Raw genomic sequence first — 18,350 nt, forward strand, 5'->3', positions numbered from 1 at the left:
AAACACCATGGATTTTATAGGTGCCTACCAGCCTGATCATCTCGCCTTTTTACTTGAAGGATTTGCTGTCACCTTAAAAGTGGCTTTTATCTCCATCATTTTGAGCTTTCTCATTGGATTAGTCATTGGCACATTGCGGTTCGCTCAAATTCCGGTTTTATCAAAGATACTTGCAGTCGTCGTAGAAACCATTCGAAACCTGCCGCTCTTATTGATCATCTTTTTTACGTATTTTGCACTGCCCGAAATCGGCATTAAGCTGAGCATTACAGCCTCGGCTATTGCAGCTTTAACCGTATTTGAATCAGCGATGCTGTCAGAAATTATTCGAAGCGGTTTAAAATCAATTGATAAGGGGCAGATCGAAGCAGCCAGGTCTTCTGGTTTAACCTATATTCAAACGTTAAAAATGATTATTATGCCGCAGGCTTTACGCCGAATGGTGCCGCCAATTGTCAGTCAATTCATCTCTCTTTTAAAAGATACGTCGCTTGCTGTTGTCATTGCACTTCCAGAACTATTGCATCACGCTCAAATATTAAACGGTCAGAGCCAATCTTACTTACTGCCCATTTTCCTATTAGCGGCGATGATGTATTTTGTCGTCAATTTCAGCTTATCACTACTTGCACGCCGATTAGAATACAGGCAGGCGTAAAAAAGGACATCCGCTTTTGGCGGATGCCTTTTTGTTTACATCATTCTCATAACACGTTTTCTTAGCTTTTTCATATCCCGCTTTGATGGCATATCATATCGACTTGCAAAGTGATATGCGAGTGCACCTGCACCAAGCGTTAATAGTGAAGAAGTCATTTTGCCCATTCGAAATTCCCCCTTAACACTTATAGTTGAATTGAACGTTCATCATCACTAAACAGATCATCTAAGCTGCTTAGTGTCCCGTCTTCTTCCACTTGGTGTGTAGATATTTTGCCTTTTGACAGCGTCAATTCAATAAAACAGCCCCAGCAATAATATTGATTGACCCCAATTTTTCCGATGTCTTTACATTTGCAATTTGGGCAAATGAGCATAATCAGCACCTCTTTACGTTCGGTTTAGAACAAGTGCTTCCTTTTGAACGTTGATCAAGGTTCCGGCAGCCTGCAGCTGTTTTCGAATCCCTGATAGCTCTGTAAAGAAGCCGTCCGAGAGTTCATATGCTACGATTGTGCCCGAATTTGTGCAAAAGTATACATCTTCCAAAATGCCTAAATTTTCACCCTCAGGTGACTGCATCATTTTCTTTTTCAATTTCGAAAATAAGAAGGATGGGGCAGAGGAATCCATGCCTACTCCCTCCTGGCAGCTCACATATAAGCCTTTGTCTGTCAGCTGATCACCAGCAGAGAATGGAATGAGTGCACAGTCTTTCTTTTTCCCATCTAACACATATCCTCCGCAGCTGCCTCCGGCTAATAAGCAAATATCTTTAATGGAACCAAGTGAATGAGACAGCTCACCTGTATAGATTGACATTCCTTCAAGCTCTCGACATGTTCTCAAAATGTGCTCAACCACCTTTTGCGGAACAGTCTTATCGTGTGCGTTTGCTTCGATACTCATACGAAGAAATGGCTTCCATGAACGTAATATGAGGATTTCTTTTCACGCTAAAAAGGCTCCCGTATGGAAGCCTTTTATTCATGCATAAAATCAAACGGAGTGATTCCCTCCATGCCAATATTTGCGTCATGTACGCTAAACGGAAGCTCTTTTTGGAGCGCTGCAAGCTCCGCATCCATAACTTCATCAGTTTGCATCAGCCGCATCGTTAAGGACGTTTGTCTGAGCGAATCCTCATTGTTTTTCACACCCCACTCCAGCGCTGATTCCTCGCCGCACAGGATTAAAAACTTTTTACTTCGTGTAATAGCTGTGTACAGCAGATTTCGCCGCAGCATTCTGTAGTAGCTTCTCACGACTGGCAGCACAACGATTGGGAATTCACTGCCTTGTGATTTGTGGATGGAGCAGCAATAGGCATGTGTAAATTGATGAAAATCCTTTTTTGTAAAGGTGATTTCATTCCCATCAAAGGAGATCACAGCCATGTCTTCTTTTTCCGTGTTTTCTTTCGCATAAAAAATCGAGACAATTTCGCCGATATCACCGTTAAAAATATTATTTTCCGGCTGATTCACAAGCTGAAGCACTTTATCACCGGTCCGGTACACCACATCACCAAACGGGATTTCTCTGCCCTTTGGTTTTTTTGGATTCAAAATGTGCTGCAGCATTTTATTGAGCTCATTAATGCCTGCTTTCCCTTTATACATTGGCGCAAGCACTTGAATGTCTTTTGCTGAATAGCCTTTTTGAGCAGCATTGCTGACGACTTTCTCAATCACTTCTTTCATTTGATCAGCTGAGCATTTTATGAAAGATCGATCCTTTGAACGTGCGGTAATATCTTTTGGCAGGACGCCATTTTTCATATCATGTGCAAGTTCAACAATGCTGGAGCCGTCTGCCTGCCGGTAAATATCTGTCAGTGTAACAGCTGGTACGGCTTGTGAGGCAAGTAAATCCCTTAACACTTGGCCTGGTCCGACAGATGGAAGCTGATGTTCATCTCCTACCATGATCACTTGGATATGATCAGGAATCGCTTTAAACAAGTGATTCGCAAGCCAAATATCCAGCATACTTGATTCATCAATGATGACAAGCTTTCCTTCAATCGGCTGTTCCTCATCATGCGAAAAGCCCTCTGATCCGTTCCAGCCGAGCAAACGGTGAATGGTTACAGCTGGAAGCCCTGTTGATTCTGTCATCCGTTTAGCTGCTCGTCCAGTTGGCGCCGCAAGCACAAATGGAAAGGATTCATCTTTTTTGTAATCACTCGGATCAAGAGATACACCGTGAAGATCGCTGTAAAGCTCAACAATCCCTTTAATGACCGTTGTCTTCCCAGTCCCAGGTCCGCCTGTTAAAAGCAGCATCGGGGACATGAGTGCCTTTTGAATCGCTTCCTTTTGTGTCGGCGCATACTGGACGCCCAGCCGTTCCTCGAGCTCGCCAAGTGCGAGCAGGAATTCTGATTCAGGGAATTGATCTGCATATTCCGTTTGGGAGACGATTTTTTGTATTCGTTTGGCGACACTTTGCTCCGCATAAAATAAGGACGGATGATAGCAGCGCTCATCTTCAATGATCATCTCTTTCCCTTCGCCAAGTGCAATGATCTGATTGGCGACATCCATTTCCGTCACTTTGTACTCATTGCCTGTCTGATTGAGCAGCTTGCGGGTTTCAACGATCAAATCTTTCGTTTGTATGTACGTATGACCGTCCTGAAGACTTGCTGTTTCGACTGTATAAAGCAGGGCTGCACGGATTCGCTCTGGGTCATTTCCTGAGATGCCGGTTCTAGCGCCAAGCTCATCCGCCTTAATAAATCCGATCCCTTCGACATCCTTGACGAGCTGATACGGGTTTTCCTCAATCTTTTGCAGCGTTTCACTCTCGTACACTTGGTATATCTTCATGCTGAGCTGAGGACCAAAGCCATATTGATTCAGGCTGATCATGATTTGTTCCAATCCTTGATGTTCCTGGAGCGCTGCAGCCAGCTTATCTGCCTTCTTTTTTGATAAGCGCGGAACATCATACAAAACAGCTGGGTCACGCATAATTTTATGAAGCGTCTGGTTGCCAAGCTGCCCCACAATTTCTTCCGCCGTCTTTTTCCCTATCCCCTCAAATAAATCACTTGAGAGATAATGAATGATTCCTTGCTTCGTTGTCGGTACTTCCTTTTGAAAATGAGTGGCCTGAAACTGTTCACCAAATTTCGGATGGCTTGTGACTTTGCCATAGAAGGTGTAAGTTTCTTCCTCATGAAGTGCTGGGAAGTAGCCTGTGACAGATGCTGTTTTTTCCTCTAAGTTTTCCGATGTTTCAATGACTTTCACCTTTAACACCGAGTATAAATTACTTTCATTATGGAAAATAACGGCTTGAACTGTCCCCTTTAAAAACGGTTCGTCCTCAAGCTTCATTTGATCTGAATGTTCCTGCACAGGTCTTCCCTCCTTCCGTCTATTCTGCCTCTTGAATCAGCTTTTGCGCATGTAGTGCCAGCATATGGTCAGGCTGCACGTCAAGGGCTTTTCCTAGCATCTCAAGTGCTTCGTCTTTTTTCTCTAAGTATGCATACGCAACCCCTAAATTATAAAAGGCATCTGCATGCTGCGGATCACGCGCGACCACCTCGGTAAAGGTTGTCACCGCTTCTTCCAGCAATTGTTCATTGGCTAAGCACATGCCAAATTGGAATCTTGCTTCATTATCTTCTTCATTCAGTTCGATGGCACGCTGAAGATAGGGCATCGCAAGCTTCGGCTGCTCTAATTTGATGAGCGTCTGCCCCAGCATATAAAATAAATCACTATTTTCCATGCCAGCTTGTAGTGCTTGTTCAAAATAGTCTTTTGCTTTCATAAAGTCTTCTTTTAATGTGTATACATTTCCTGCCCCGTAATAGGCTGCAGCTGCGGCGTGATCAAGTTCAATGGCTTTTTGAAAGAAGTTTAACGCGCGTTCAAATTCATTGATGCTTGAAAGCAAATTCGCAAAGTTAATATATGGAACCGGATCTTTTGGGCTTTCTTCAATGGCTTTCGTAAAAGCTTCAGCTGCTTTTTCGATGTTGCCTTGATTTAAGGCTTCTATGCCAATTTCGTTATGATTCATTCGCTCTCTCATCCTTTCATTAAAAAACCTCAACAGCGACGTTGAGGTTTTGAAAACATGTTACACATACGACAGCTTTTGACCGTCCTTAAAAACATCGTCAATTGTTCCGCCGCCAAGGCATTCGTCGCCATCATAAAAGACAACTGCTTGTCCTGGAGTCACAGCACGAACGGGTTCATCAAAGATGACCATCGCTTCTTGCTCACCTGTCATTTTGACCTTCACATGGTGATCTTCTTGACGGTATCTGAATTTGGCTGTGCATGTTAATTCACCATTTTCGCCGACAATATGAGGACGAGTCCAGCTGATATTGACGGCTGAAATGCTTTCAGAATATAAAAGTGGATTGTGGAAACCTTGTTCAACAAACAAGATATTTTGTTTCAAGTCTTTTCCAACGACAAACCAAGGATCACCGCTGCCGCCAATGCCAAGACCTTGGCGTTGACCGATCGTGTAATACATCAGTCCATCATGTTCACCTTTGACTTCTCCGTCCATCGTCTGCATCACGCCAGGCTGCGCAGGCAAATATTGACTGAGGAATGTTTTAAAGTTTCTTTCCCCAATAAAGCAAATACCCGTTGAATCTTTTTTCGTTGCTGTTGCGAGCTCTGCTTCTTTTGCCAATTCACGAACCCTTTTCTTCTCTAAATCTCCGATTGGGAACATGACTTTATCAAGCTGTTCCTGAGTCAGCTGATTTAAGAAATACGTTTGGTCTTTGTTGGCATCAAGACCCCTTAGCATTTTGACTTCATCACCAGTTCTGTCGACGCGCGCATAGTGGCCTGTTGCTAAATAATCTGCACCGAGTGACAATGCATGCTCGAGGAACGCTTTGAACTTAATTTCTTTGTTACACATGACATCTGGGTTTGGCGTTCTGCCCGCTTTATATTCATCAAGGAAATATTGAAACACTTTGTCCCAATATTGCTTCTCGAAATTCACCGCATAATAAGGGATTCCAATTTGGTTACACACGCGGATGACATCCTCATAGTCCTCCGTTGCTGTACATACACCATTTTCATCTGTGTCATCCCAGTTTTTCATAAATATGCCGATTACATCATAGCCTTGCTCCTTTAACATAAGAGCAGCAACTGATGAATCGACTCCTCCGGACATACCGACCACAACTCTTGTGTCTTCTGGTCTTTTTGTCATCTTCATCAACTCCATTTTCAATGAAACAGCATGTGCGTTTCGTTCTTCAGGTGCCTGGCTGTTTCATTTTTCACACACGAACAAAAGAGGAACGTTTATTTGGCTAAGCGTTTGACAACAGCTGCTATTTTGCGTGCCGCCTGTTTCACATGATCCTCTTCATTCCCAAGACCGAAGCTTATTCTGACTGAGGACGTCAGCTTGTCTGCTTCTTCGCCATACATGGCGCTTAACACGTGCGAAGGAAGGACGGATCCAGCCGTACATGCAGATCCACTTGAAACAGCAATTCCTTCCATATCTAAATTCACAAGTAACGATTCGATGGAAACGCCCGGGAAATGAACATTTAATATATGAGGCAATGTCTCTTTCGGGTGCCCATTGATAGAGAAAGTAAGTGATTCCTCTTCGAATACTTGCAGCATGATTTCTTTGAGCTTACCATAATGCATGGCTTTTTCTCTTCTATTTTGCTTCGTTAATTGAACAGCCTCTGCAAGTCCCACGATCCCTGCCACATTTTCAGTGCCAGCACGGCGTTTTCTTTCTTGTTCTCCTCCGAATATTTGCGGAGAAAGTTTCACGCCTTCGTTTACATATAAAAAGCCTGTTCCCATTGGACCATTTAGCTTATGGCCAGAAGCAGATAAGAGATCAATATGAAGGTCTGCTACATCAATTGGCATTGTTCCAAACGCCTGCACGGCGTCTGTATGAAAATGAGCAGTGTGATTGTGTAAAAGCTCGCCAATGTCTTTGATTGGCTGAATCACACCTGTTTCATTGTTGCCGTACATGATGGTCACAAGAATCGTATCATCTCTCAGTGCTTGTTTTAGTTGTTCAAGATGAATCAATCCAGTTTCATCCACATCTAAATATGTCACGTCAAATCCTAGCTTCTCTAGGCGTTCACATGTGTGCAGCACCGCATGATGCTCTGTTTTTGCTGTGATGATATGTTTTCCTTCATGCTGTCTTGCCATGGCCACACCTGTAATCGCCAGGTTGTCCGCCTCTGTCCCTCCGCTTGTGAGGATGATCTCCTGCGGTTTACAGTGTAATTCTCCTGCAATCACTTCTCTTGCTTCATCGAGCCACTTTCTTGCCTCGCGCCCATATGAATGAATACTAGAGGGATTGCCAAATATCTCTGTAAAGTAAGGCATCATCTTGTCCACAATACGCTGATCCATCGGCGTTGTGGCCGCATGATCTAAATAGATTCGTTCCATTTCCGGTACACCTCTGATCTAAATATAGAACATATACGCGTCTTGATTCCCGTCATCTGTATAGCTTGCCAAGTCTTCAAGAGTTGTATTGTCTAGTACGTCTTTTACTGCATCACGAATCCTAATCCAAAGTTCACGCTTTGCTGGTTCTTCGTTTTCGATGACTTCGACAGGACTAATCGGTCCTTCTAATACTCGAATAATATCACCGGCTGTGATCTCGTTTGGTTCATGTGCAAGAACATAGCCGCCATATGCACCGCGAATACTTTTCACAAGACGGGCATTACGAAGTGGTGAGACAAGCTGCTCTAAATAATGCTCAGACAAATTATTGTTTTGAGCGATTGATTTTAATGATGTGGGGCCTTCGCCATGTTTTTTGGCTAATTCGATCATGATCGTCAGACCATATCTGCCTTTAGTTGAAATTTTCAAGTTAAACACCTCTGCGTTTTCTATTCTATGTCATCAATTATTTTTCTGATTTCATATACGCTGATATATAGACCAAAAGCAATTATATCATACTTTCAGCCAACTTTCATTTGCCGGTTCTGCGCTTTAGGAGGACGCATCCCTTTTCTATTTGAAGAAATTTCGGTACTCTATACAAACAAGACATTGCTTTAGGAGAGATAATCATGAAACCTTTAGCGTACCGGATGCGCCCAAGTCATATTGAAGACATCATTGGGCAGGAACATCTCGTTGGAGAAGGTCAAATTATTAGACGAATGGTCGAGGCAAAACATTTATCCTCGATGATTTTATACGGACCGCCGGGCATCGGCAAAACATCGATTGCGACCGCGATCGCTGGCAGTACAAGCATTGCGTTTCGGACATTGAATGCAGTCATTCATAACAAAAAGGATATGGAAGCTGTCGCCGCTGAAGCGAAAATGAGCGGCCAAGTCATCCTTATTTTAGACGAGGTTCACAGGCTTGATAAAGGAAAGCAGGATTTCCTTCTTCCTTATTTAGAAAATGGCATGATCATTTTAATTGGCGCAACGACGGCTAACCCCTATCATGCGATCAACCCTGCCATCCGAAGCCGGACACAAATATTTGAGCTGAAACCGCTTGAAACAGAGCAAATCAAGGCTGCGTTAACAAGAGCGTTACAGGATGAACATCGCGGGCTTGGCGGTTATGAGGTGACAGTGAACGATGAAGCGATGAATCATTTTGCCAATGGATGCGGCGGAGACGTACGCTCTGCTTTAAATGCGCTAGAACTAGCTGTCTTATCGACAAAAGCAGATGAGGCTGGGCATATTATGATCACTCTTGCCGCAGCAGAAGAATGTTTACAAAAAAAGAGCTTCTCACATGATAAGAATGGTGATGCTCATTATGATGTCCTCTCGGCTTTTCAAAAATCCATTAGAGGATCTGACGCAGATGCGGCGCTGCATTACCTTGCCAGACTGATTGAAGCAGGAGACCTTGAAAGCATTTCAAGGAGATTACTCGTGATGGCTTACGAAGATATTGGTTTAGCTAGTCCGCAGGCAGGTCCTCGTGTGTTAAGCGCTGTTCAAACAGCAGAAAGAGTCGGCTTCCCGGAAGCACGAATCCCGCTGGCTAACGCAGTCATTGAACTGTGTCTTTCTCCTAAGTCCAACTCAGCATATAAGGCGGTTGATGCGGCACTGGGTGACATTCGATCAGGGAAAATTGGTGAAATCCCTGTTCATTTAAAGGATGCTCACTACAAAGGAGCTACAGCACTCGGCAGAGGTGTCGATTACTTATACCCACACGATTATGAAAACGGCTGGGTGAAGCAGCAATACTTACCTGATCCGCTGAAAAACAAGCAATACTATGAACCGAAGCAAACAGGCAAATTTGAAGGCGCACTGAAACAGGTATATGAGAATTTAAAACGTCAAAAATAAAAAAAGCCCCCTGCATGTTAGCAGGCGGGCTGTTTATTTATCCTTCACACGTGTAATTGGAATATCTTTTAAGAGCTGCATAATGACATGACCACCCATGATCAGCCCTGCAACAGACGGGACGAACGCATTGGATGATGGCGGCATTTGTGCCTTTCGAATCTTCGCTTCATCATTTCCAACTTCTTTTCTGACATCTTCGCGAATCACAATCGGACTTTCATCAGAGAAAATGACTTCAATTCCTTTACGAATCCCTTCTTTGCGCAGACGCGTTCTTACAACTTTTGCAATTGGATCGGTATGTGTTTTTGAAATGTCATCAATTTTGAAACGGGTCGGATCTGTTTTGTTTGCTGCTCCCATACTCGAAATGATGTTCACATTGCGTTTCAGACACTCTTTCATTAAATGAATTTTATAGTGAATCGTATCTGACGCATCGATCACATAATCAAGCGGATATTCAAAAAATTGCTCATATGTTTCCTCTGTATAAAACATCTTTAGTGCAACTACTTCACATTCCGGATTAATATCAGCGATTCTCGCCTGCATTAAGTCAACCTTTGGCTGACCAACTGTTGAAAGCAATGCTGGAAGCTGACGGTTCACATTTGTAATATCAATATCATCTTTATCAACAAGAACAATACGGCCAACGCCTGAACGAGCGAGTGCCTCAACTGCAAATGAGCCAACGCCGCCCACACCAAGCACTGCAACTGTACTGTTTTTTAATATATCTAAGCCTTCCTTGCCTATAGCAAGCTCGTTTCTTGAAAACTGATGTAACAAGTGCCTCACTCCACCTTTATTTAAAATGAATCGAAAGAATCATATCATATTCAAACTTCTTCGTCATCCTTCTGAAAAAGAAAAAAACACAAAAAAGTCCCGACAACGCCGCCAGCTTTTCCTTCGTTTTGAACCCCGCACCATGCAGGTGGGTGCTTTCTTCCTGACTTTATAAGTCCTCTAAAGAGGCATTTATTCAGAAAGGAAAGGCAAGCTCCCGTATAAAAAAATGTTCGGTCAAAACTAGGTAACCACCGTACGTATCAGGACTTTATTTATTGATTGAAGAAAGCATATCATAGGCATGCCGCTTTTTCAAGCGTTTACATGCCCATATCCATGCGTCTATTTTACTGTTTTACCTTTGTTTTAATGGCTAAACTTAGCTCATCAAGCTGCGCTTCGCTTACAGTGCCAGGAGCATCTGTTAGCACACAGCTCGCACTTGCCGTTTTCGGGAACGCAATGGTATCTCTTAAGTTAGAGCGGCCGGCAAGCAGCATCACTAAGCGGTCAAGACCAAGCGCGATTCCGCCATGCGGAGGAACTCCATGCTCAAAAGCATCTAGAAGGAAGCCGAATTGTTCATATGCCTCTTCTTTTGAAAACCCAAGTAAGCTAAACATTTTTTCTTGAATATCCTTTTCGAAAATACGAATCGAACCTCCGCCAAGCTCATAGCCATTCAGCACAAGATCGTAAGCCTGTGCCTTCATGTCTTCCGGGCTTGTCTCAATTAATTCAAGATCGTCGCGTACTGGCATTGTGAAAGGATGATGGGCAGCATAGAAGCGGCCTTCTTCTTCATCTTTTTCAAGCAGCGGCCAATCAACAACCCATAAGAAGTTGAATAGAGACTCATCAATGAGTTCAAGCTCTTTGCCGAGTTTTAGGCGAAGGGCACCAAGTGCATCATGGACAACAGACGTCTTATCTGCAACAAAAAGTAACAGGTCACCTTCTTCGACTTGCAGCTGCTCCTTTAATTCTGCCTGCTTTGCTTCATCAAAGAATTTAGCAATCGGTCCTTTTAATTCTGTCCCTTCTGCTTTTAGCCAAGCTAGACCTTTTGCACCGTAGTTCGCTGCAAATGCACCAAGGGCATCAATGTCTTTTCTTGAGTAGTTGGCTGCAGCACCTTTGACATTGATGGCTTTCACAGCTCCACCATTTTTCACAGCTCCGCTAAAGACTTTGAAATCGGAATCTTTTACCGTATCTGAAATGTTGACAAGCTTCATCTCAAAACGTGTATCTGGCTTATCAGATCCATAAGAATTCATTGCTTCATCGTATGTCATACGAGGTAATGGCAATGTCAGGTCTACGCCTTTGACATCTTTCATCACCTTTGCCATCATCTCTTCGGCAAGCGTCATAATGTCCTCTTGACTCATAAAGGACATTTCAATATCGACTTGTGTGAATTCCGGCTGACGGTCAGCACGCAAGTCTTCATCTCTAAAGCAGCGGGCAATTTGATAGTAACGATCCATCCCTGAGACCATCAGCAATTGTTTAAATAGTTGCGGAGACTGAGGCAAGGCATAGAACTCTCCTTCGTGTACACGGCTTGGAACAAGATAGTCACGTGCACCCTCTGGCGTACTCTTCGTTAAAATCGGTGTTTCAATATCTAGAAAGCCGTTGTCATCTAAGAAATGGCGGAATGCTTTTGTGACTTCATGTCGCATTTTCATCGTTTCAAACATAGCAGGACGGCGAAGGTCTAAGTAACGGTATTTTAAGCGCACATCTTCTGATACCTCGTCCGCTTGATCTGAAATCACAAAAGGAGGGGTCTTCGCTTCATTTAACACGCTGACCGTTTCGACTTGAATTTCAATTTTCCCTGTTTTTAAATTTGGGTTGATTGTTGCTTCTTCTCTTGCGACAACCGTTCCTTTAATATCAAGGACATATTCATTACGAATCGACTCTGCTGTCTCAAGCGCCTCTTTTGATAGGTCTGGATTGAAGACAGCTTGTACAATCCCTGTACGGTCGCGCAGATCAATAAAGATTAATCCGCCAAGGTCACGTCTTTTTTGAACCCATCCTTTTAATACAACGGTTTGACCGATTTGGTCTTCTGTTACTTCTCCACAATAAAAAGTTCTACCAAACACAAACATTCCACTCCTTCTTTACGCCTTCTTGTGGGCCTTCATCATTTGAATCAGCTCATCAAGCTTCACTTCAATTTGTTCACCCGTTGTCGTATCTTTTACATTCACAATGCGCTGCGCCAGCTCATCTTCACCAAGGACTGCAATAAACTTGGCTTTTAATCGATCAGCCGCTTTAAATTGCCCTTTTAATTTCTTCCCTGTATAGTCCATTTCACTTGAAATGCCTTCTTTTCTCAGACGATTTAATAATGAAACAGAGTAATCCTTCGCTTCATCACCGAGTGCAGCAATGTATAGATCAATGCCATCTTGCAGAGGAAGATCAATCCCTTCAGCATCGATTGCTGATAGGAAACGCTCAATACTCATAGCAAAACCGATTCCTGGTGATTCAGGACCGCCAATTCCTTCAACAAGTCCATCATAACGGCCGCCGCCGGCTAATGTGGTAATCGCGCCAAAGCCTTCTGCATTACTCATGATCTCAAATGCCGTGTGATTGTAGTAATCGAGACCGCGCACTAAGTTCGGATCGACGACATATTCAATGCCTATATCTGTTAAGTATTGTTTGACCTTTTCAAAATAAGTCCGTGATTCTTCATTTAAGTAATCTTGAATGGATGGAGCCGTTGCCATCAATTCGTGGTCACGATCCTTTTTACAATCAAGAATTCGCAGCGGATTTTGATGTAAACGGGTTTGACAGTCATGACAGAATTCATCAATTCTTGGCTCAAAGTGCTCGACAAGTGCTTTGCGGTAGTCTGCACGGCTCTCTTTGTCACCAAGGCTGTTAATGACGAGCTTTAAGTTAGAAAGGCCTGCTTTCTCATAAACACTCATCGCAAGTGAAATGACTTCTGCATCAATGGCAGGATCCTTTGAACCGATCGCTTCAATCCCAAATTGATAAAATTGACGATATCTCCCTGTTTGCGGACGTTCATAGCGGAACATCGGTCCAATGTAATACAGCTTTGTTGGCTGCGCGGGCTGTGCAAATAATTTATTTTCAACATAAGAACGTACAGTTGAAGCCGTTCCCTCTGGACGAAGGGTGATGCTGCGTCCCTTTTTATCTTCAAATGTATACATCTCTTTTTGAACGATATCGGTTGATTCGCCTACTCCCCGTGCAAACAGCTCAGTATGCTCAAAAATCGGTGTACGGATTTCTTTGTATTGAAAGGCTGCACATGTATCTCTTGCAATTTGTTCAACATACTGCCAGCGTTCTGACTCTCCAGGTAAAATATCCTGTGTGCCTCTTGGAATATTAAAACTCATTTTTCGTCCTCCTACGACCATCATTCATTTTTTATGTGGACATATAAAAAACCCCCGCCTCTACTATGTGTATAGTAGGGACGAGAGTTAAACCCGTGGTGCCACCCTAGTTGGAACATGATCCAGCCATGTTCCCGCTCAAATCCTTAACGCAGATTCACGTTCTCCGCCTATTGACTCATTTTTAGAGCGTTCAGCAGGAAACCTACAGAGTGTTCTTTCGTGATAAATGCCATGCGGATTCGCTTTCAGCCTAAGGCGATTCCTCTCTGCTCACGCAATTTACCCTACTATTCTCTATCATCAGTTCCACATTTTAAATTTTCAAGTGTGTTGATTTATATTATAATAAGGTCGGTGCTGCCACTCTGTCAACCCTTGCCGTGCCTCTTTTTCTTTTCCAGCTCTTCTTTTGACGTACATCCGTATTCAGATGCGGTTTCTTCAAGGAAGCCTGGTTGATCCATTTCGTCGTGCTGCCAGCGATCGATATCACGGTGTCCATTATATTGCACTCGTCCTAATTTTCTGCTTAATCTCATGTTTGTACATCCTTTTATCACGTTTTTATTTAGTATAAACAGATTGATTCATTTTTATTAGGGAAACTGCAAGGAATTAGTCCATTACATAACGAATTTACATTCATCGGTTTTACAAGGGAGGGGAAAACACCGTTTTGAATCTAAAAAAACACAATCAAATGTTGATGCTTCTTACCTGTTTTGTTCTCATCGCAAGTACTTTGCCTATGACACATGCTACAGCACAAACAGATCAAGCTGTGGTTGCAACAGATGAAATCAATGTGAGAACGGGCCCTGGTTTAAGCTATGGAATCGCAGCTGTTGTGAAGCGCGGAGAAAGCTATCCCATTCTCATTAAACAAGGAGAATGGGTGCAGATCCAATTGTCAAACGGTCAAAAAGGCTGGGTCGTCTCATGGCTGATTACCACATCATCTGGCAGCCAAAAATCTGCTAAGCCAAAGGCGCAAAATCAGAGCGCATCAGGCAGCAGTTCCATTACATCGACAGCCTCGGATCTTCGCATACGGACAGGCCCTGGGACTTCCTATCAAGTCATCGGAACTTTCCCGCAAGGCGCTTCCGCTAAAAAGCTGAAAACAAGCGGCGAATGGACAAAAATTTCGTATAAACAAGCAGTAGGCTGGGTTCACTCTGATTATGTTTCAGGCGGCAAAAAAGCTTCTCAATCAAGCTCTGGCGAGTCCTCTCGCTCTAAACAGACAGGCACAGTTGGCGTATCGAGCTTGAATGTAAGGCAATCGGCGGCACCGAATGCACAAGTCGTCGCTTCACTTGCCCGCAACGCACAGATCACCATTTTGCGCGAGCAGAACGGCTGGTATGAAATTGAGGCAAAAGGCGTAAAAGGATGGGCTGCAAGCTATTACATCGTCACAAGCAATGGAGCGAGTTCGGCGGGTGAACAGAATTCATCTTCTTCGTCTTCCCAAAAGAAAGCGTACATTGTCTACGATGGCACCAACATCCGAAAAAGCGCTTCTACCTCTGCTGGAATTGCAGAAAGAGCCACAAAAGGCGCTGCCTATCAAATTGTTCGCACGCAAGGTGACTGGTACGAGGTGACACTATCAAACGGCGGAACTGGTTATGTGGCAAGCTGGGTCGTTCAAACGAATAAAAATAGCAGCGAAGCACCAAGACCACAGCAGGATTCATCGTCTGGAACTGGGTCTTTAAAAGGAAAAACGATTGTTCTTGATCCTGGTCATGGCGGAAAAGACAGCGGCACGATTGGCGCAGATGGTGCATTTGAAAAGAACATTACCATCAAAACCGCCAATTTACTTGCAGGCAAATTAAGGGCTTCTGGTGCAAATGTCTATTTAACAAGAAGTGATGATACTTTTATCAGCCTTCAATCGAGGGTCGCGACATCTCATTACAGAAATGCAGATGCATTTATTAGTCTTCATTATGATAGTTTTATGGACCCAAGTGTCAGAGGAAGTACAGCGTATTATTATCAAGCAGCAAAAGACCAGCAATTAGCGACAAATGTCCATACAGAAGTCGCTAAACGCTCTCAAATCCCTGATAAGGGTGTCAAATTCGGAGATTATTTTGTTTTAAGAGAGAACAAACGCCCTTCTCTTTTATATGAACTCGGCTATTTAAGCAATCCTCAGGAGGAAGCGATCATTTATAGCGCCTCTTACCAAGAACGAGTCACAGAAGGAATGACGGAAGGATTAAAACAATATTTCCGTTAAAAAGAAAGAGGCCTCTGCGCCTCTTTTTTGTTTGATCGCAAAAGAAAAAGACTCTAAACAAACTCCTGCATGAGTTTATCTACAGTCTAAAGCGAATCTATTCTTTGCTATCCATCCAGATGGTGACGGGCCCTGAATTGGTCAATGACACATCCATCATCGCGCCAAAGCGACCAGTTTCTACATGAATGCCTTTTTCTCTAAGGGCTTTATTGAAACATTCGTAAAGGGAGTTCGCGGCATCTGGCTTGGCTGCTTTCATAAAATTCGGCCTTCTGCCCTTTCTCGTATCACCATAAAGGGTAAATTGAGACACAGACAGGACGCTTCCTTTTACATCCAATAACGAATGATTCATTTTCCCGTTTTCATCTTCAAAAATACGTAAATATGCAAGCTTTTCTGCTAAATAAAGCACATCTTCTTCTGTATCTTCATGTGTGACACCAACGAGCACCATATATCCTTCATTGATGGCACCTGTGATCTCTTCTTCTACCTTCACAGATGCACTTGTCACACGCTGCACAACAAGCCTCATAGACGATATACTTCCTTTCTAATTCATGAATCGGCGAACAGAGTAAATGTCTTTGATTTGTTTAATGCGTTCTACCACTTTGTGCAAATGGTTAATGTTTTGGATAAAGATCGCCATATGGATCGTCGCCACTTTGTTACGGTCAGACTTCCCAGAAACCGAAGAGATGTTCGTTTTGGTTTCATTGACTGCTTGAAGCACCTCATTGAGTAAGCCGCGTCTATCATATCCTAATATTTCAATTTCCACATTGTATTCTTTACGGTTTCGAGCAGGCTGTTCATGCTCCCACTCTACCGGGATTAACCGTTCCTGCGCTTCTCCTGTCTTCACGTTCGGACAGTCATCACGGTGAACAGACACGCCTCTGCCTTTCGTAATAAACCCAACAATGCTATCACCTGGAACAGGATTACAGCACTTAGATAAGCGGACAAGCAGGTTATCTATCCCTTTAACTCTTACGCCCGCTTCTCGTTTTTTCCCATGATACGTCTTTGACTCTACTGTCACTTCTTGAACAGTTTTCTCCTGTTCTTCTTGATCTCTTTGTTTTCTTTCTTTTTCTGTTAAACGGTTTGCGACTTGAAGTGCAGTAATTCCGTTATAACCAACCGCTGCATACATGTCCTCTTCATTTGAAAAATTAAATTTGTCAGCCACTTTTTGCAGGTTTTCAGCTGTCAGTATGTCTTTGACATCAAACTCAAGGTTTTTGATTTCTTTCTCCACGAGTTCTCGGCCTTTTTCGACATTTTCTTCACGGCGCTGTTTTTTGAAAAACTGTCTGATCTTGTGCTTCGCTTGGGAGGTTTGGGCAAGTTTGACCCAATCCTGACTTGGCCCATAGCTGTGCTTTGATGTCAGAATTTCAATAATGTCACCTGTTTTCAATTTATGATCGAGCGTGACCATCTTTCCGTTGACCTTAGCACCGATCGTTTTATTCCCAATTTCCGAGTGAATCCGGTAAGAGAAGTCAATCGGAACTGAACCCGACGGCAGTTCAATGACGTCTCCTTTTGGTGTAAACACAAACACCATATCGGAGAAGAGATCGATCTTTAACGATTCCATAAATTCTTCTGCATCTGTCGATTCATTTTGGAATTCAAGGATTTCTCTAAACCAAGAGAGCTTCTTCTGGAAGACAGCTTCCTCCGTTGATTCTGCTGACTCTTTTCCTTCTTTGTATGCCCAGTGAGCAGCAATTCCGTACTCTGCAATTTCATGCATTTCCACTGTACGGATCTGAACTTCAAGCGGGTCACCTTTTGGCCCAATCACTGTTGTATGAAGGGATTGGTACATGTTCGGCTTTGGCATCGCAATATAATCCTTAAACCTGCCTGGCATCGGCTTCCAGCATGTATGGATAATCCCGAGCACGGCATAGCAGTCTTTAATGCTGTCAACCAAAATACGAACGGCCAGCAGATCATAAATTTCATTAAACTGCTTATTTTGCAGGACCATTTTGCGATAAATACTATAAATATGCTTTGGTCTGCCGGAAAATTCAGCCTTGATGTTCACCTCAGACACACGGTCTTTCACTTCATTAACAACCTCGTCCAAGTATTCCTCACGTTCCGCTCGTTTGCGCTTCATGAGATTCACGATCCGGTAATATTGCTGAGGATTTAAGTAACGGAGCGCTGTATCTTCAAGCTCCCACTTAATCTTGGAAATCCCTAATCTGTGCGCAAGCGGTGCAAAGATTTCAAGGGTTTCATTTGAAATTCTTCGCTGCTTCTCCTGAGGAAGGTGTTTGAGCGTTCTCATATTGTGCAGACGGTCTGCCAGTTTAATCAAGATGACGCGTATATCCTGCGCCATTGCCACAAACATTTTTCGATGGTTTTCGGCCTGCTGTTCTTCTTGTGATTTATATTTAATCTTCCCGAGCTTTGTTACACCATCAACAAGCATCGCAACTTCTTCGTTAAAATGCTCTTTTAAATCCTGTAATGTCACATCTGTATCCTCGACAACATCGTGCAGGAAACCGCCTGCAATGGTCGATGGGTCCATTTCAAGGTCAACAAGAATCCCCGCCACTTGAATTGGATGGATAATATAGGGCTCACCAGATTTCCGGTATTGCTCCTTGTGTGCATTTTCAGCATATTCATATGCTCGCTCTATAAATTGAATATGTTCAGCGGACAGGTATTCTCTTGCCTTGTCAATGACCTGCTGCGCCGTTAAAACTTGTTCGTTCGCCATGGAATCACCTTTTTAAATGAAAACTGTATTGTAGTTTATTATCAAGAAAAATTCGATAGATGTAAAGAGAAG

The 18,350-nt window shown here is 43.2% G+C and carries 17 protein-coding genes, 1 other RNA gene and 1 other annotated feature; of the genes, 3 read left to right on the forward strand and 15 right to left on the reverse strand.

Annotated elements, in window-relative coordinates:
- The first annotated feature begins 7 nt into the window (after window positions 1-7).
- Window positions 8-658: an amino acid ABC transporter permease gene (locus C6Y03_RS15700; protein ID WP_060596860.1), complete on the forward strand. Its 651-nt coding sequence runs from the start codon at window positions 8-10 to the stop codon at window positions 656-658.
- Window positions 659-693: 35 nt separating this feature from the next.
- On the opposite strand, the gene C6Y03_RS15705 is transcribed toward C6Y03_RS15700, so the two are convergent.
- The 8 genes from C6Y03_RS15705 to cymR all read right to left on the reverse strand — a co-directional run bounded on the left by C6Y03_RS15705 (window position 694) and on the right by cymR (window position 7,556).
- A complete protein-coding gene (locus C6Y03_RS15705; protein ID WP_003216198.1) occupies window positions 694-825 on the reverse strand; it encodes a YrzQ family protein in 132 nt (43 codons plus the stop codon).
- A gap of 20 nt (window positions 826-845) precedes the next feature.
- Complete coding sequence (locus C6Y03_RS15710; protein WP_003216308.1) at window positions 846-1,037, reverse strand: hypothetical protein; 192 nt, start codon at window positions 1,035-1,037, stop codon at window positions 846-848.
- Window positions 1,038-1,050: 13 nt separating this feature from the next.
- Window positions 1,051-1,569, reverse strand: coding sequence for a PRC-barrel domain-containing protein (locus tag C6Y03_RS15715; protein WP_045209900.1), 519 nt, complete (start codon window positions 1,567-1,569; stop codon window positions 1,051-1,053).
- A 74-nt stretch (window positions 1,570-1,643) separates the two neighbouring features.
- A complete protein-coding gene (recD2, locus tag C6Y03_RS15720) occupies window positions 1,644-4,028 on the reverse strand; it encodes an SF1B family DNA helicase RecD2 (RefSeq protein ID WP_106039598.1) in 2,385 nt (794 codons plus the stop codon).
- Between the two features lie 19 nt (window positions 4,029-4,047).
- Window positions 4,048-4,701: a tetratricopeptide repeat protein gene (locus C6Y03_RS15725; RefSeq protein WP_106036922.1), complete on the reverse strand. Its 654-nt coding sequence runs from the start codon at window positions 4,699-4,701 to the stop codon at window positions 4,048-4,050.
- 60 nt (window positions 4,702-4,761) lie between these two features.
- The gene (mnmA, locus tag C6Y03_RS15730; RefSeq protein ID WP_060596862.1) at window positions 4,762-5,880 is read right to left on the reverse strand and encodes a tRNA 2-thiouridine(34) synthase MnmA; all 1,119 of its coding nucleotides are present in this window, start codon (window positions 5,878-5,880) and stop codon (window positions 4,762-4,764) included.
- Window positions 5,881-5,975: 95 nt separating this feature from the next.
- Window positions 5,976-7,118, reverse strand: a complete 1,143-nt coding sequence (locus C6Y03_RS15735; protein ID WP_060596863.1) for a cysteine desulfurase family protein — start codon at window positions 7,116-7,118, stop codon at window positions 5,976-5,978.
- A gap of 18 nt (window positions 7,119-7,136) precedes the next feature.
- Window positions 7,137-7,556 (reverse strand): cysteine metabolism transcriptional regulator CymR, encoded by a 420-nt coding sequence (gene cymR, locus C6Y03_RS15740; RefSeq protein ID WP_012010726.1) that lies wholly within the window; start codon window positions 7,554-7,556, stop codon window positions 7,137-7,139.
- 206 nt (window positions 7,557-7,762) lie between these two features.
- On the opposite strand from cymR, the gene C6Y03_RS15745 reads away from it, so the two are divergent.
- Complete coding sequence (locus C6Y03_RS15745; RefSeq protein ID WP_034661526.1) at window positions 7,763-9,028, forward strand: replication-associated recombination protein A; 1,266 nt, start codon at window positions 7,763-7,765, stop codon at window positions 9,026-9,028.
- A 33-nt stretch (window positions 9,029-9,061) separates the two neighbouring features.
- Here C6Y03_RS15745 and C6Y03_RS15750 read toward each other — a convergent pair whose 3' ends face one another.
- The 5 genes from C6Y03_RS15750 to C6Y03_RS19215 all read right to left on the reverse strand — a co-directional run bounded on the left by C6Y03_RS15750 (window position 9,062) and on the right by C6Y03_RS19215 (window position 13,790).
- Window positions 9,062-9,826: a tRNA threonylcarbamoyladenosine dehydratase gene (locus tag C6Y03_RS15750; protein WP_044140034.1), complete on the reverse strand. Its 765-nt coding sequence runs from the start codon at window positions 9,824-9,826 to the stop codon at window positions 9,062-9,064.
- Between the two features lie 92 nt (window positions 9,827-9,918).
- Window positions 9,919-10,099: non-coding RNA, 6S RNA (gene ssrS / locus C6Y03_RS15755), on the reverse strand.
- Window positions 10,100-10,176: 77 nt separating this feature from the next.
- The gene (gene aspS / locus C6Y03_RS15760) at window positions 10,177-11,955 is read right to left on the reverse strand and encodes an aspartate--tRNA ligase (protein WP_106039645.1); all 1,779 of its coding nucleotides are present in this window, start codon (window positions 11,953-11,955) and stop codon (window positions 10,177-10,179) included.
- A gap of 18 nt (window positions 11,956-11,973) precedes the next feature.
- Entirely contained in the window at window positions 11,974-13,248 is a 1,275-nt protein-coding gene (gene hisS, locus C6Y03_RS15765) for a histidine--tRNA ligase (RefSeq protein WP_060596864.1), read from the reverse strand.
- Window positions 13,249-13,321: 73 nt separating this feature from the next.
- Window positions 13,322-13,561 (reverse strand) — a binding site (T-box leader).
- Between the two features lie 58 nt (window positions 13,562-13,619).
- Complete coding sequence (locus C6Y03_RS19215) at window positions 13,620-13,790, reverse strand: YrzK family protein (protein ID WP_003216250.1); 171 nt, start codon at window positions 13,788-13,790, stop codon at window positions 13,620-13,622.
- A 161-nt stretch (window positions 13,791-13,951) separates the two neighbouring features.
- Here C6Y03_RS19215 and C6Y03_RS15770 point away from each other — a divergent pair, with 161 nt between their 5' ends.
- Entirely contained in the window at window positions 13,952-15,508 is a 1,557-nt protein-coding gene (locus C6Y03_RS15770) for an N-acetylmuramoyl-L-alanine amidase family protein (RefSeq protein WP_411266090.1), read from the forward strand.
- Window positions 15,509-15,605: 97 nt separating this feature from the next.
- On the opposite strand, the gene dtd is transcribed toward C6Y03_RS15770, so the two are convergent.
- Window positions 15,606-16,049, reverse strand: coding sequence for a D-aminoacyl-tRNA deacylase (gene dtd, locus C6Y03_RS15775; protein WP_106039600.1), 444 nt, complete (start codon window positions 16,047-16,049; stop codon window positions 15,606-15,608).
- An 18-nt stretch (window positions 16,050-16,067) separates the two neighbouring features.
- Window positions 16,068-18,278: a RelA/SpoT family protein gene (locus C6Y03_RS15780; protein WP_060596867.1), complete on the reverse strand. Its 2,211-nt coding sequence runs from the start codon at window positions 18,276-18,278 to the stop codon at window positions 16,068-16,070.
- Between the last annotated feature and the right edge of the window lie 72 nt (window positions 18,279-18,350).

The organism is Bacillus sp. LNXM65 (genome assembly GCF_002998575.1).
In the GTDB taxonomy this organism is placed as follows: domain Bacteria; phylum Bacillota; class Bacilli; order Bacillales; family Bacillaceae; genus Bacillus.